The organism is Chloroflexota bacterium (assembly GCA_016235055.1).
In the GTDB taxonomy this organism is placed as follows: domain Bacteria; phylum Chloroflexota; class Anaerolineae; order JACRMK01; family JACRMK01; genus JACRMK01.
The window spans coordinates 37,517-52,121 of sequence record JACRMK010000054.1 but is presented as its reverse complement, the minus strand read 5'-3'; the positions used below and the strand labels follow the sequence as shown (position 1 = coordinate 52,121).

The following is a 14,605-nucleotide window of genomic DNA, read 5'->3' as shown; positions in this document are numbered from 1 at the left end:
GCGCTGCCCTCCCCCTGACCCCCTCCCAACGAAGTCGGGAGGGGGCGGGAGTCTTAGGGGATTGGCGCGGCGGCGCAGCCGCCGCGCCAATCCCCGTTAGCTTTTCCCCTTCTCCCCCGCGCGCGGGGGAGAAGGGGCCAGGGGATGAGGGGGCAACCTGGTGGACAGACTCCAAATTGAGAATTGCTGCACCGCAATGCGATTTCGAACAGGGGGGTCACGAGCCAGCGAGGGGCACGACATGTGGCCGACTCCACGTGGACGCAAGGCCGTCGGCTGAGACCTGCCGAAGCCGCCAGGGGTCCACCCCTCGACACGATTGAGAACGGGCCGATTGGTATCGTGGCAAGCCACATACGCCGGGATTCTTCGAGCATTAAACGAATTATGACTAGCTACACCAACAATATCGTGTAAATAACGTCTAATAGGCCATGTGAGTAATGTCTTTTCGGTATAACAATAGTGGTTTCTCATAATTGATACGCATAAGTTACGGTATTCACAAACGTAGTCTAGTTTGTTATCTTATTCACAGGTTGGGCGCAGACGAACACCGGGAGCAGGGCTGTCACAAGACCACCAATTCGAAGAAACAGAGAACACCGTGGACGACATCGCCGTCTTGCTGGCTAGTGATAGCCCTTCGTTGCGTGGCATGATTCAGCGCATTCTGGTGCTGAGTCCCGGCATGCGCATGGCGGCGGGCATCCCGCACTCCATACTGACTCCACAGATAGTCAGCGAGTTTCATCCGGCCGTCGTCGTGGTTGATATCGAAGGCGTGCCGGACGATACGTTCGACCGCATTGAAGCGCTGCAGCAGATGGCGCGCCCGCCGGCCCTGATCGTGCTGGGCGATGCGGGCAATCTGCCGGCAGTGCTGCGACTGTTGCGCATGGGTGTGTCTGGCTTCGTGCAGACTGAGGACGTGTCCGGCTCGCTGGCCCATGCGATAGCCTGTGTGGCGCAGGGGCAGGCGTTCCTGTGTCCCAATGCCAGCAGCACGCTGCTGGACGAGATTCGCCGGCAACCGAGGCGGCGCGCCCGACCAACGCATTAACGCAGGTTTGGCAGTGAACACGGTGAATGTCATGACGGCATTCACATCCGTAAGGTGATGATCGCCTTGCTAACGGCGCTGATGTACGGCGACCGTCCGGCAAGGTTTTTTGTGTTCTTGGCGCCTCGCGCGCCGGTAGGAGGCTTATGATCAAACCGATTCGCGCGCAGCGGTTCGACTGGACATTCTGGCTAGCCTGCACGCTGGCGTTGCTGTCGCTGGCCGCCTTTGGCGGTTACTACTACTACGACCGCTACGTGCACGTCTCCGAGCAGGCGGCCGACCAGCAGGCGCAGCACCTCGAAGACATGGTCCTCAAGAACCCGCAGAATGCCGACTTGCGCGTGGCGACGGCCGCGTTCTATCTGGACAAGGGACTGGTTGACCAGGCGATTGTTCAGGCGGGGGAAGCGCTCAAGATCAATCCCAATCACATGGAAGCGATTGTGTTGCTGGGCCGCGCCTACGCCACCAAGGGCGACAACGCCGGCGCGATCGCCACGTACCAGCAGTTGATCGACCGCTACAAAGACAACCCGCTGGCGCAGCTCGACCCGCGCATGGAACTGGTGTACTACCAGCTAGGCGTGCTGTACGACAAACAGGGCGATAACGACAAAGCGCTGGCGGCGTTCAAGCAAGCCACCGTAATCAACCGCACCGATTCCGACGCGCTGTATATGCTCGGTACGGCGTATCAGAAAGCGAACGATCATACGCAGGCGGTCGCCGCTTTCCAAAACGCCGTGCGGTTCGTGCCGGACTTCACCGAAGCCTATCAGGGCATGGTGAAGAGCTATTCCGCGCTGGGCAAGATCCCGGAGGCGAATATCGCGCGGGCGATGGCGCAGTTGTCGCAGGGCGACGCCGCGGCCGCCGCGACCCAATTCGAAGCGCTCGTGAAGGACAACCCCGGCCTGACGTCGGCCTACCTCGGCCTCGGCCTGGCCTATGAGAAGCTCAACCGGCGCGCTGAAGCCGCCGCCGCGCTGAAGACCTATCTGGCGACCAATCCGCAGGATATCGCGGCCTCGCAGGCGCTTGGCCGCGTGTCGCAGGAGTCGAAATAATGAGCGAACCGATCGAAGCAACCGTCGACGAAGGATCCGTCGAGCCGGTGAACGACGAGCGCAAGCCGCGCCGCCGCTTCCTGATCCTGTTGATCCCGCTATGCCTGATCGGCCTGTCGGTGTTCCTGTGGAGCCAGTACCTGACGACGCGCCAGCCGCTGAGCCGCATTCTGCCGGCGACGGGTCCGATCTCGGGCATCATCAAGCCGCACTATCTGTTTTCGATCTACGGCGTGCGCGAGCCATGGAGCGTGGCCGTGACGTGGGGCGGCGAGCGTATCTACGCTACGGAGAGTGAAGGCGAGCGGATGGTGCGCGCGTTCGACGGCGCCGGCAAGCCGCTGTTTGGCTTTGCGCCGCCCAAGTCGGCCATCGGAACCCGCGCCCCGGCCTATGTGGCGGTCGACGCGAGCGGCAAGATTTTCGTCAGCGACCGCCTGCGCAAGTCGGTGGACACGTACGACGCGGGCGGCAACTTCCTGAGTAGCCTGACGCCGTGGACGGATGATGGCTGGATGCCGCTCGGCCTGCGTTTCGTCGGCGGCGATCTGCTCGTCACCGAAGTCACTGCGACCAGGCACCGTGTGGTGCGCGGCAACGGGCTGGCGATGGCGCAGTCGCTTGGCAAGGAAGGCAAAGAGCCGGGCGAGTTCTCGTTCCCGAACTCGGTCATCGCCGACGCCGACGGACGCACCTATGTCAGCGATAGCAACAACGGACGCGTGCAGGTCTTCGATAAGCAGAACCGGCTAATCAACGTGATCTCCGGCTTCGGGCTGCCGCGCGGCCTGGCGCTGGATGACATGCAGCGGTTGTATGTGGTGGACGCCGTCGGCCAGGAAGTCAAGGTCTACGACGTCAGGCAGCCGAAAGCCGAGCCGCTGTTCAGCTTCGGCGACTTCGGCGTCGACGAAGGGTTGTTCAACTTCCCGAACGATATTGCGATTGACGGCAACGGTCGCATCTACATCGCCGACCGCAGCAACAATCGCGTACAGGTGTGGCTGTATTAGGCGGTATGCCCAGGAATTGTCGGGATCAGGTAGGGGCGCACCGGCGTGTGCGCCCTCTTAGCGCGCTGCGGGCCGACACGCAGGTCGGCCCCTACCGTCAGCGCACCGTTCCGACACTTTGCGGGTGTACCCGCATTAGGGCAGGCTGCGGGATGCGTGAGGCTGCGGGTTTCGAAAACTCTAACGGTCTTCTGAGGCGGAATGAGTGAAACGGTTGGGTTGGTGGATGGTCGTGTTGTGGTTGGCGCTGGCGGCGTGCGCGCCGTCGCTCGGCGAGCGCCGCGAACTGCCCACGGCGATCCCCGGCGTCTCGTCGAAAGAGGAGACTTACGGCACGCCGGTGCTGGGCAAGCCGCGCCCCACGGCGCCGCTCTCCGGCCCCACGTCCACGCCCGCGCCGTTTGCGACGGGGCTGCCACCGCCGCCGCCGCCGCCGCCGCCGTTCATTCCGCACGAACTGACCGGGCGGAGCGACTGCCTGGGCTGCCATCTAAGCCCGACGTACTTCGGCGTGCCCAAAGACCATTTGCGGCGCACGAACGGCACCTGCCGCGGCTGCCACGCGCTGAGTCCCAGCGCGCCGCAGCCGACGCCCGCGCCGTTCAAACACCCGGTGGCCGGCCGCGAGCAGTGCCTGGCCTGCCACCTGCAAGGCCTGGGCGATGCCCCGGCCATTCCCGGCCCGCACGCCGGGCGGGCGAACGACACCTGCATGACGTGTCATCACCCGAAATCCTGATGCGCGTAATGCTCCCGTGACGACGCGGGGGCTACGGGCCGACGCCGGCCCTGGCACGCGACGGACGCGCGAACCCGTCGCTAGACTCCGAGGGATTCGGTTCCTAATTGCGGAGTAAGAGGAGGTGGTCAACCACATAGCACGCTCGCATGCAGTCTACCAATAGCTCGTTCGCAGCTCAAACTCGCAAGGAGACGCATCTTCAAAATGAAGAAGCAACTGATCATCGCACTGGTCCTCACGCTCGTCGTCGTCGCGTTTGTGGCCAGCCCCGCTTCGGCCGATAACGGCCCGCACGGCGGGTTCACACCCACCACGGACGGCTGCGCTGGCTGCCACCGCGCACACACCGGCGTGGGCACACCGTTGTTGAAGGCCAGCTCGATCTACGCGCTGTGCACGGCCTGCCACGGCGTGACGGCCGGCGGCGCCAACACCGACGTGCTGGATGGCAAGAACATCGCCGACAGCAAGGCGCTGAAGGGCGGCGGCTTTAACACCACCTTCATGAACACCACGCTGGCCGTCGCGGCGCCCGGCGCGGCGATTGCCTCGACCTCGCAGCACAAGGTCAACGGCATGGCCGGCTACGCTGCCGATATCCTGTGGGGTAACGGCGCCATCGGTTCCGGCGCGGGTCCCAGCGTTACGCTCGAATGCTCGTCGTGCCACGATCCGCACGGCAAGGCCGGCAGCGGGAGCACGGCAACCTACCGCATCCTGCGCAGCACTCCGGACCTCACGCAGGCCGCCGGCGTTGCGGACGTCGCGGATTCGACGGCCAAGGTGTACACCGTCAGCGACACCGCTAACAAGTATTACGGCCAGAAGTATCCGTCCGCGACCGATACGGATGCGGACAACGGCAAGATCGCAGCTATCACGGCCTGGTGTACGACTTGCCATACGCGCCTGCACGCAGTCAATGCAGCCGACTCGGGCGATGCCATCTATAAGTACCGGCATCAGACCAACGGCACCAACGTGGCCACGTACGCAGTGCCTACCAGCGCGGGCGACAAGGCCCCAGCGTGCTTGACCTGCCATGTGGCGCACGGCACGAGCGCGGCGATGAGCACCTACTCGGCTGGCGTTATGGAGCCGGGCAGCACGACCACCGCGATGGGCGCTTCGCTGCTGCGCGTGGACAACCGCGGCGTCTGCCAGCAATGCCACAATAAGTAGTTAGCTCCGTTCGAGGCACGAGTAGCCGTTCGCTGGCACTCGCGTCCGAATCTTTAGCCGGTTTCGATCATTCCACACCATCGCAACCAGAACCGGCTAGGGGCGCGGCGGCAGGCGGGTCGCGCAATCTGCGACCGCCCGGCCGGCGTGGCGGAGGTGGATGCGCCGAACCGGCGCTGCGGGGAGGGGGGAGGGCGGCTTCGGCCGTCTTCCCCCAACCTCGTCACAGCCGGCGCGGCAAACGGCACGCAGCACGCGGCGCGTACTGGAGTGGCGCCATGATCGTGAACGACAATCGACAACTTCATCAAAAAACCAAGTGGCCGCTGCGAATCGCTATCGGCCTGGCCGTCGCGCTGTTGGCGACGTTCAGCCTGTTTCCACAGGCAGCGCAGGCCAACGGTGGCCCGCACGGCAACTACACGGCCACCACCGACAAGTGCGCCGGCTGCCACCGGGCGCATACCGGGTCGCAGTCCCCGCTATTGATCGGTACCTCCCGCTCCGACCTCTGCCTGACGTGCCACGGTACGAGTTCGGGCGGTTCGAATACCAACGTGCTGGACGGGCGGTACACACCGACCGGGGCAGCGTTGAACGGCGGCGGTTTCAACACGTACCAGGGTAGCGCCACGACCTCGCGGCACAACTACGATGGATCGCTGGGCGCAGCCTGGGGTGCCGACACGCCGTGGAGTTCGAGCACCGGCTGTCTGGGCTGCCACAGCCCGTCATCCGGGCTTTACTGGGGCGGTATTCCGGAATGGTACCCGGGCCCCGGCACGCAGCCCGGCCAGATGGCCGGCGCGGGCAACGTGCAGATGGCGCTGGGCTGCACCAGTTGCCACGACCCGCACGGCGCGCGCAGTTACCGGTTGCTGCAGAACCGGCTGCACCCGGCGACGATCGAGTTTGAAGACCCGACTTTGGCCGGTTACGTGCAGGTGGTGTCCAATGAGACCGGCGGCCTGAACCCCGACCAGATCGGGTACGTGGCCGACTATACCACAGCACGCTACCGCGATGGCATCACCTCGTGGTGCAGTGGTTGTCACATGCTCTATCAGCAAACACAAACACCCGTGGGACAGGCGTTCGACGCCGCCGACGGCAATGGCGCGCAAATTCGCTACCGCCACAAGACAACGACCGGGGTTCCGACGACGTCCGGCCTGACCACATCGCTTCCATTGCAGCAACCCGCGGGCTATTCGGCGACCCAGCAAGCCAGCGACAAACTCGCATGCATCACCTGCCACTACGCGCACGGCACGAGCGCCACGATGGCCGGCTACGCCGGTGGCGTGGCGCCCACCAGCGACTCGGCCCTGTTGCGTCGCAACAACCGTGGCGTGTGCGAGGACTGTCACAAGAAGTAAGCGAAAGCTGACCCATGTTCAACCACTCGTTCCCCTTCATGCGGTTCATTGCGTTGTGCGCAGCGCTGGCGTTCGCTGCGGTCGTCGTGGTCGCTTGTGACGCCACGACGCCCGCACCGAGCGAAGTTCCGACGCCTGCCGGTGCCCCGGCGCGGCCCACGGCCGTTGCGGTGGCGCCGACGGCGCCACCCGCGCCGGCCGCCACGCCGACAGCGTCGCTTCCGGCGGTCGTTGGCCCGGCGATTCCGCACACGACGGAAGGACGCGGCGACTGTCTGGCTTGTCATGCCTCTCTGTTCCCGGTGCCCGCTTCGCACGCGAAGTGGGATAACACCATGTGCCAGACCTGCCACATCGCCAGCACGGCCAAACCGCCCGACCTGGCGCATGCGCTGAAGGGGAACGAGGTGTGTTCCAATTGTCACGCAACCGGCAAGGTCGCGCCGCTGCCGACCGACCATGCCGGGCGCACCGATCGCGTCTGTCGCGCCTGCCATATCGGCCAGGTGGCGTCGGTACCGGCGATCGCGCATGAGATCAAGAACAAATCGGCCTGTGGGCTGTGCCACGGCGAGAAGTCCGGCGTGTTGGTGGCCTTGACCGCCTCGCACAAGGGCCGCACCGAACCGATGTGCAGTATCTGCCACACGAGCACGCAGACTGTGCCGGCCTATGTGCACCCCGAAGGCACCAGCCAGCCGTGCTCACAGTGCCACGCCGATAAAGGAATGGTCGTCCTGCCCGTCTCGCACAAGGGCCGCACGGACCAGATGTGCACCGTCTGTCACACGCATGCCGACAAAGCGGTGACAGCGATCGCGCACCCAACCGGCGGCTACTCGGCCTGCACGGCCTGCCACGGCAACGGGCGCATGGCGCCGCTGCCGGCCGACCATGTCAAACGAACCGACGGCATGTGCCTGGCCTGTCACCAGACCAGCGGCATTCCGGTGCCGTCTATCGCGCACGCCACCGCCGGGCGCGATCAGTGCACGGGTTGTCATGACGCCAAAGCGCTGGTGGCGCTACCCGCTTCGCACCAGGGGCGCACCAATCAGATGTGCAAAGTCTGCCACACGCAGGTAGCGACTGTGCCGATGGCGCCGCATCCGACCAGCGACAAGCCGTCGTGCGTTGCCTGCCACACCAAGACGGTGCTGAAGGGGCTGCCGGCTTCGCACTCCAATCGCACCGACGCGATGTGTACGGCGTGCCACGAAGCGGGCAAGAACATGCCGCCGTCCGTGCCGCACAAGATCGACGGGCGGCAGGATTGCACCATGTGCCATTATGCCAAGAAGAGCTAGGCTGCGCGGTTGGCGGCGTGAAGTGATCGCCGCGGCCGTGCTGACGCTGGTCGCGGTTGTTACGCTGGGTTGGCTGGCGATCGACATGAACCAGTACCGCGATGCAGTGCAGCAGGCGCAGAATGCGCGCGCCACGGCCGCCGCCACGGCGACCGCGACCGCGACGGCTCCGGTGTCCGTTGGTGTGCCGGTCGCGCTGCCGACGGCGCGCGCGGGCGTGGGCGCGCCCGTCTACAATTACACACCCGAGCCGGCGGCCGCACGCGCAACGGCCGCAGCGGTGGCGACGGGCACGCTCATCCCACCGGCCGCCACAACTGCGGCGCGGCAGGCGGCGGGGTCCAACGTGCCGACTGCGCCGGCAACCGTGAACGGCGCGCTGCAGGCGCCGGCGGCGCACCCGACCATTCCGGCCGGCAAGACATGCATTGCCTGTCACCGGGACCCGCACGGCGGGTCCAAATAGATCGGGAACCTATGATGAGCAACAGGCACAGGAGGAAGGGTACGCGCGCGGAACGGCCGGCGGCTACATGGCCGGTGCTGCGAATCGCCGTGTTCTGCCTCGGTCTGTTCCTGGCACTCCATCTGGCGCCGGCGGCGCCCGTGCAGGGTGCGGGGTCCACGGTTACGCCTCGCGCCTCGCTGGCGCCGGTAGCGCCCAGTGCTACCGCCACCGCCACACCCAAGGCAACCAGTACGCAGTCCCCGGCATTCACCGCGACCATGTCCGGCGTGCCTACGATGGCGACGCGGACGGCGACGTTGCCCGCCAGCCCATCGACGACGACCACGCCTACCGCCATCCCGACGATCACGCCCACCGCCACTTCGACGGCTTTGCCCACTGCCACACCCTCGGCCACGGCGGTCTACACGACCACACCGGCACTGGCAACGCCGATCATAACGGTGACGGTACTACCAGCGACAGCCACCGCGACGCCGACGGCGACCGTGCTGCCAACGGCCAAGCCAACCGCGACGCCGGCCGTGGTTCAGAATCTGCCGCCGTTAATACTGCCCATGGCGGCAGTGGCCAGCACAGGGCTGTGGGGCACGACGCAGACGGTATCGGGCTGCACGCAGGTCAATGCGGCCAACAGCGTCGACTCCGCGTTCAACAATGCTGTCTCGCAGTGCAACGGCGCGTTCGGCAGCGGCAACTGGACGTACACCGCCATTCAGGACACTGCGTACACGACGATCGTCGCGGCGACGCTCGATTTCCGGTTCTACATGACGCGTTCGGTTGGCTACAACGATTCGATCGCGTTGCAGGTTTCCAATAACAATGGCAGCAACTACACGACAATCACGACGTACAATACGACGACACTGCCGCCGTCGGCGCTGACCACGCAGTCGTTCAACGTGTCGGCCTACTTCGGCACGCCGACGCAGGTGAACAATGCGCGCGTGCGATTGCTGGGCACCGTCAACGGCTCGGCGGAGAGTGTCTGGATATACGTAGACGAAGCGATGCTGACGGTGTATAACACGCTGCCGCCGCAGCCGACGCCGACCGCTCAGCCGGCACAACCGACCAAAGCGCCGCTGACGGGCGACCCGCATCCCAGTCACTCGGCGATCTCCGACGATTGCGCGGCATGTCATCGCCCGCATACGGCGACGGGCATCGAGTTGCGCAAGGTCTCACCCGAGGAGACGCTCTGTTTCGGTTGTCACAAATCCGGCGGAACGGGCACGAACGTGCAACCGGCGTTCACGCTCTACACGAATACCACCACGCGCATCTTCAAACACGACGTCGCGGCCACGAACGGCATCCACCAGCCCGACCAGAGCACGGGCACGAGTTACACGGGCGCCAACCGCCATATCGAATGCGAGGACTGCCACGAGCCGCACCGCGCGACGCGCGACGCGACGACCGGCTCCACGAAGGCGCCCAACACGCAGCGGGTGATGAACGGCGCCGACGGCGTCGACCCGGTCTGGACCTCGACCGGCCCGCCGTTCACGTTCAACTGGCTGCCGGCAGCCGACCGCGAATACCAGGTCTGCCTCAAGTGCCACTCGTCGTTCACGACACTGCCGACCTACCAGCCCGACGGCTGGAGCGGCACGACCTACGTCGCCAACGGCCTGACTAAGATCACCGCGATCACGACCACGCAGGTGCTGGATAGCCGCGATCTGGCCAAGCAGTTCAACCCGAACAACGCCAGCTACCACCCGGTGGTTGCCCAGGGGAAGAACAGCACAGCGCCCGCCGGCGGGTTCGTTACCGGCTATTCCGCGACCAGCATCATCTACTGCACCGACTGCCACACCAATGCCGACACCATGCAGGGCGCCAACGGTCCGCACGGTTCGCCGCGGCTGCATCTGCTGACCGGCACGGCCAACTACACGACGCGCGACCGCGCCAACGTCAACGGCGAAGTCTGCTTCAAATGCCACCAGTATACGACCTACGCCAATGGCAGCAGCACGCAGGCCAACACGCGCTTCCATAGCGGCTCGACCAACTACCACACCTTTCATGTGACGTCTGAAAGCTCGTCGTGCTACACCTGCCACAATTCGCACGGCAGCGACCAGTCGCACCTGATCAACTTCGACACCTCGGTCGTGCGGCCCACGAGCGGCTACACCAGCCAGACTGCGTGGGTCAATAATGGCTCGACGGCCTACTGCATGATCACCTGTCACGGCCAGACGCACGACTCGGGCAAATCGTACACGCCGTAGCGCGGCGCCGCCGGAACAAACAACGATGCGGCCAGGGGCATTGCACCTCTGGCCGCACTGTTTTGGCGCCGGCGGCGCGCAACTATTCGCGGATCAAGCGCCGCCGCACGGCGAAGGCGCTCAGTTCGGCCACGCTGTGCAGGTTGAGCTTCTGCATGATATGCGCGCGATGCACGTCGACCGTGCTGGCGCTGATGTGCAGCAGTTCGGCGATCTCGCGCGCGGTGTGGCCCTGCGCGACCAGGATCAGCACCTCGCGCTCGCGGTCGCTCAGCAGGCTGTACGTATCTTCCACCGGTTCGTCATGCAGGTAGGCGTCGAGCACCAGGCGCGTCACGGTCGGGTCGAGGTACGATTTGCCGCCGGCCACGGCGCGAATCGCCGCGACCAGGTCGCTGTCCACCGTCTGCTTGAGCACGTAGCCGGCCACGCCCATTTTCAGCAGCGGCAGGACGTACTCGCGGTTGTCGTACTGCGTCAACATGAGGATGCGCATCTGCTGGTGCGCCTGCAGGATCTGCCGCGCCGCCATCAGTCCGTTGATGCCCGGCATGGCGATGTCCATCACGACCACATCGGGCAGCAACTCGTTGACGCGCGCAATCGCCTCGGCGCCGTCGGCCGCCTCGCCGACGATTTCCAGATCGGCGTGCGGCTCGATCAACGCGCGCAGGCCTTTGCGCAGAATGGCGTGGTCGTCGACCAGCAGGATGCTTATCTTGTTCATTCGTGCTCCTTCACGAGCGCCCCCGCCTCCGCATGCACGCGCACCCGCGTGCCGGCCCCCGGCGCCGAATCAATATCCACGCGCGCGCCGATCAGGTCGGCCCGCTCGCGCATGCCCAGCAGTCCCAGATGCGCCCGCGCAGCCGCGCCGGGCGCGGGGACACGCGCCGGGTCGAACCCGCGCCCGTCGTCCGCAATCGTCATGCTGACGGCCGGATGCGCGTCGTCGCCGCTGAACTCAAACGACAGCTCGGCGCGCCGGGCTCCCGCGTGCCGCGCGATGTTAGTGAGCGCCTCCTGGCCGATGCGGAACAGGCAGTTTTCAAGTTCCGCCGGCAGGCGGCGCTCGACGCCGGCCATGCGAATGCGAACCGCAACGCCCAGCGGGTCGAGTCGCTCGTGCGCATGCCAGCGCAGCGCCGGCACCAGGCCATGATCGTCGAGCAGGGCCGGTCGCAGGTTGAGCATAATGTGCTTGATGCCCTGCAGCGTGTCGGCCAGCAGCGGGCGCAAGTCGGCGATGCGCGCCTTCGCCTCGTCCGGCGGCAGGTCGCGCGCCGCGCCCGTCAGCGCAATCAGCGCCGCCAGGTTTTGACTGGTCTCGTCGTGCAGTTCGCGCGCGACGCGGCGGTTCTCTTCTTCGCGAGCGGTGATCACGCGGTGCAGGAGCTGATCCTGCTGCTCGCCCAGCGCCCGGATCTCCGCCGTCCCGGCCTGCACACGACCTTCAAGTTCCGCAGCCCAGGCTTGCTGCTCCGCCATCATAGAGCGCACACGCGTGCGCATCTGCTCAAACGCCAACGCCAGTTGTCCGACTTCGTCGTCTGCGTGGGTATCGACGGGCTGATCGAATTCACCGCGTGAAATAGCCTGCGCCGACACAGCCAACTGTTCCAGCGGTCGCACAACGCGATGCGCAAACGCGACGCTGGCGAGCGAGCCGAGCGCTGCCAGCCCGGCGGCGATCGCGATCACCTGCCACAGCGCTGCCCGCAGTGCATCGTTCACGGGGTTGATGTCCTGGAACACATATAGGTTCAGGGGGGTGCCGTCACGCGTGGTCGTCGTAGAGCCCGCGGCACGGAAGTCGCTCCCGCCAATGCTCAATGTCCGGTAGCCCAGCGCATTCCGTACATACTCGGCGCCTGTGAGCGGATCGCCGGGCAGCGACAACGGTGCATCGGCGGGCGTCACCTCAAACGTGTGCACGATACGACCCTGCGCCGATAGGGCCAGATCCGGGCCCAGCATATTGCGCAGGGACTTCAGATAGTGGGCGTCCACGCGTTGGCCGAGCAATATGAACGCGTCCAGGCGTTTGTCTGTGCGCGTGCGGTGGACGGCGGAGGCGGCCATCCAGAGCACGCCATCGACTTCGAACAAGTCGACACGCGTCTCGTTCTGTGCCGCGTAGGTCAGGATCGGTAGCAGGCCGATCCGTTCCGGATCGGTTATGGAGTCGCCCGTTCGCGCCAGGACCTCGCCGTCCGCGCCCAACACATAGGCCGTGTCGAATTCGTGTGAGAGGCTGAACGGGCGCAGGATTCGCCGCAGCGTCGACCCACTGCGCGTTACCAGCGCCGGTTCCAGCGCGTCCGAATTGCCAATGACGACCGCTTCTTCCAGAAGGAATTGGATGTCCTGCTGCACCAATGCGCCGTAGGTGCGGGAGTGATGCGTCAGGTCAAAATCCACCGATCGGAACATGCGCGATCTGAGCAGCGTCCCGGTAATGATGGCGAACGCGATGAGCGCGGCCATAATCAGGATGTTGGTGCCAATCACGAGGCGCGCGGCCAATCCGCGCTGCAGTTTCGTGGGCAGGGCCGACAGCGCGGAGCGTGTGAACCGTCGCATGTTGCGCAGCACCGCCGACCCGGCTGCCAGCGCACGTTTCACCGTTTCGTTTAGAGCCATAGCACTCTACATAATAGCGTGTCCGCACCGTTTTGTCTAAAGGCTGCTGGCGGAAGCGGTGCCCGTCGAAGCCTTGCGTTGGTGACTCAAGCAGTTGGTCTTCCGCATTGATTGACGGACCACGTATCCGCACGCCTTGCATCGGTGCTCGGGTGCGGGGGCGCGGGCGCGGAGACCGCGCCCCTACGGGCTTGTGCTGCATCCGTGTGGCGGCGGTCTTTGGCTGGCCCATGCATCTGGATCGTAATCACCAGACTATGCGGGGGGACGCCGGTAAACTGTGGGCGGCGAATCTCAAGCTGTCCAAGGCCCCTGTGTCGCCAAAACACGGACAGTCGACGGCTGGTTCAGATCACAGCGATGCCAGCGTTCGGACGATATGAGCGCATCCGGAAGGCGGTTATAATAGCTGTGACAACGTCGGCCCCCGAGCGCCGCCGCGGGATGACCCCAAGTCCGACGGAATCCCGCGTCGCGAGCACCACGGTGAAACGAGCGGCACTGACCGTCATTGCGCGAAGCCGTTGATCGGCGGCTGCGACATGGGCAAGTTTCACGCCGTGGTTAACCAACTCAGCCGCTGCCAATCGCATAGCGCCGGTTAGCCAATGCGGGTGCGATCCGTGCCGGCTGCCCGCAACCGGCGCACCGGGATGCCCGCCCGGGTTGAGCCGGGCCGTCTCATTCGATCTAACCAGGTCATCGCGAGGTTCCGTGAGCAACGAATTGTACAAGCTGCCGCCGGGCGTGCATCTGCCGGCGAAATACAAGACTACCATCAATAGCCGACGGCTGTTTATCGACGGCGCGCAGGATGCGCTGGCGCGACGCCCCATCACGTCCGAATACGCGAGCGGGCTGCTCAAGCACCAAGGCAGCACTGCGTGGCTGGCGTACTGCGAAGGCTATGCAGCGGGCACGCTGGCGCTGCCGGCCAAGCGCGGCAAAACAAGCAGAGCGCCGTAGTGCCTCGCGCCGACCGCGCCCAGCGCCAGAGTGGTGCAAGCCGCGGGTCGCCTATCATGCCATCAACGCCGAGCGCAGGCATAACGGAGCTCACAATTCATTTACGCTTTCTGTGAGGCAACGCGGCAGCCGAAGACTCGTTGCGGGCGGACCGCTGGCCCAACCGCTATTGCCGCCGAAAGCCGCTCAAGCCGCGACGAAAGAGGAGAGTTGACCATGGCTGCATCCAACGACAAGCTGCATCTCCGCTGGCACGAGCTCAAAGGCGGCCTGAAGCGTCGCTGGGCGAAGCTGACCGATGACGACATATCCAAGATGACGGGCACCCAGGAGGAGCTCGCGTTCGCCCTGCGGCGACGGTACGGCTATGCGATCGGCCAGGCCGTAATGGAAATCAATCGCTGGATTGCCGACTACGACAAAGAGAACCCGGTCCGGCGCCGTCATTAAAGCGGTTGTCTGAAATAACTGGCCCGATGCGCAGCAAGCCTGACGCTAAGCCAATCCAACACAAAGGCACGA

At 65.1% G+C, this 14,605-nt stretch carries 13 protein-coding genes; 11 read left to right on the top strand and 2 right to left on the bottom strand.

Annotated elements, in window-relative coordinates; all coding sequences use genetic code 11:
* Positions 1 to 607: 607 nt before the first annotated feature.
* From HZB53_14140 to HZB53_14100, 9 genes are all read left to right on the top strand, one after another.
* Complete coding sequence (locus tag HZB53_14140; protein MBI5878787.1) at positions 608 to 1,063, top strand: response regulator transcription factor; 456 nt, start codon at positions 608 to 610, stop codon at positions 1,061 to 1,063.
* 146 nt (positions 1,064 to 1,209) lie between these two features.
* Positions 1,210 to 2,133 carry a tetratricopeptide repeat protein gene (locus HZB53_14135; GenBank protein MBI5878786.1) on the top strand — a complete coding sequence of 308 codons (924 nt, stop codon included), beginning with the start codon at positions 1,210 to 1,212 and terminating at the stop codon, positions 2,131 to 2,133.
* Complete coding sequence (locus HZB53_14130) at positions 2,133 to 3,146, top strand: hypothetical protein (GenBank protein MBI5878785.1); 1,014 nt, start codon at positions 2,133 to 2,135, stop codon at positions 3,144 to 3,146. The genes HZB53_14135 and HZB53_14130 overlap by 1 nt, the downstream gene beginning before the upstream one ends.
* Positions 3,147 to 3,351: 205 nt before the next feature.
* Positions 3,352 to 3,885: a hypothetical protein gene (locus HZB53_14125; protein MBI5878784.1), complete on the top strand. Its 534-nt coding sequence runs from the start codon at positions 3,352 to 3,354 to the stop codon at positions 3,883 to 3,885.
* Between the two features lie 207 nt (positions 3,886 to 4,092).
* Positions 4,093 to 5,070 (top strand): hypothetical protein, encoded by a 978-nt coding sequence (locus tag HZB53_14120; GenBank protein MBI5878783.1) that lies wholly within the window; start codon positions 4,093 to 4,095, stop codon positions 5,068 to 5,070.
* A 278-nt stretch (positions 5,071 to 5,348) separates the two neighbouring features.
* Entirely contained in the window at positions 5,349 to 6,449 is a 1,101-nt protein-coding gene (locus HZB53_14115; GenBank protein MBI5878782.1) for a cytochrome c3 family protein, read from the top strand.
* 14 nt (positions 6,450 to 6,463) lie between these two features.
* Positions 6,464 to 7,756 (top strand): hypothetical protein, encoded by a 1,293-nt coding sequence (locus tag HZB53_14110; GenBank protein ID MBI5878781.1) that lies wholly within the window; start codon positions 6,464 to 6,466, stop codon positions 7,754 to 7,756.
* Complete coding sequence (locus tag HZB53_14105) at positions 7,740 to 8,222, top strand: hypothetical protein (protein MBI5878780.1); 483 nt, start codon at positions 7,740 to 7,742, stop codon at positions 8,220 to 8,222. The genes HZB53_14110 and HZB53_14105 overlap by 17 nt, the downstream gene beginning before the upstream one ends.
* A 14-nt stretch (positions 8,223 to 8,236) precedes the next feature.
* A complete protein-coding gene (locus HZB53_14100) occupies positions 8,237 to 10,474 on the top strand; it encodes a hypothetical protein (GenBank protein MBI5878779.1) in 2,238 nt (745 codons plus the stop codon).
* A gap of 82 nt (positions 10,475 to 10,556) precedes the next feature.
* Here the strand turns inward: HZB53_14100 and HZB53_14095 are convergent, their stop codons facing one another.
* Together HZB53_14095 and HZB53_14090 are read right to left on the bottom strand one after the other, a co-directional pair.
* Positions 10,557 to 11,201 carry a response regulator transcription factor gene (locus HZB53_14095; protein MBI5878778.1) on the bottom strand — a complete coding sequence of 215 codons (645 nt, stop codon included), beginning with the start codon at positions 11,199 to 11,201 and terminating at the stop codon, positions 10,557 to 10,559.
* A complete protein-coding gene (locus tag HZB53_14090; GenBank protein MBI5878777.1) occupies positions 11,198 to 13,117 on the bottom strand; it encodes a HAMP domain-containing protein in 1,920 nt (639 codons plus the stop codon). The genes HZB53_14095 and HZB53_14090 overlap by 4 nt, the downstream gene beginning before the upstream one ends.
* 714 nt (positions 13,118 to 13,831) lie before the next feature.
* On the opposite strand from HZB53_14090, the gene HZB53_14085 reads away from it, so the two are divergent.
* Positions 13,832 to 14,083, top strand: coding sequence for a hypothetical protein (locus tag HZB53_14085; protein MBI5878776.1), 252 nt, complete (start codon positions 13,832 to 13,834; stop codon positions 14,081 to 14,083).
* A gap of 216 nt (positions 14,084 to 14,299) precedes the next feature.
* The gene (locus tag HZB53_14080) at positions 14,300 to 14,533 is read left to right on the top strand and encodes a CsbD family protein (protein ID MBI5878775.1); all 234 of its coding nucleotides are present in this window, start codon (positions 14,300 to 14,302) and stop codon (positions 14,531 to 14,533) included.
* The last annotated feature ends 72 nt before the right edge of the window (positions 14,534 to 14,605 follow it).

What these genes read in the sequence shown, in the direction of transcription:
- HZB53_14135 (MBI5878786.1), top strand. Translation starts at nt 1,210, where the DNA reads ATGATCAAACCGATTCGCGCGCAGCGGTTCGACTGGACATTCTGGCTA.
- HZB53_14130 (MBI5878785.1), top strand. Translation starts at nt 2,133, where the DNA reads ATGAGCGAACCGATCGAAGCAACCGTCGACGAAGGATCCGTCGAGCCG.
- HZB53_14120 (MBI5878783.1), top strand. Translation starts at nt 4,093, where the DNA reads ATGAAGAAGCAACTGATCATCGCACTGGTCCTCACGCTCGTCGTCGTC.
- HZB53_14115 (MBI5878782.1), top strand. Translation starts at nt 5,349, where the DNA reads ATGATCGTGAACGACAATCGACAACTTCATCAAAAAACCAAGTGGCCG.
- HZB53_14110 (MBI5878781.1), top strand. Translation starts at nt 6,464, where the DNA reads ATGTTCAACCACTCGTTCCCCTTCATGCGGTTCATTGCGTTGTGCGCA.
- HZB53_14105 (MBI5878780.1), top strand. Translation starts at nt 7,740, where the DNA reads ATGCCAAGAAGAGCTAGGCTGCGCGGTTGGCGGCGTGAAGTGATCGCC.
- HZB53_14100 (MBI5878779.1), top strand. Translation starts at nt 8,237, where the DNA reads ATGAGCAACAGGCACAGGAGGAAGGGTACGCGCGCGGAACGGCCGGCG.
- HZB53_14095 (MBI5878778.1), bottom strand. Translation starts at nt 11,201, where the DNA reads ATGAACAAGATAAGCATCCTGCTGGTCGACGACCACGCCATTCTGCGC.
- HZB53_14090 (MBI5878777.1), bottom strand. Translation starts at nt 13,117, where the DNA reads ATGGCTCTAAACGAAACGGTGAAACGTGCGCTGGCAGCCGGGTCGGCG.
- HZB53_14080 (MBI5878775.1), top strand. Translation starts at nt 14,300, where the DNA reads ATGGCTGCATCCAACGACAAGCTGCATCTCCGCTGGCACGAGCTCAAA.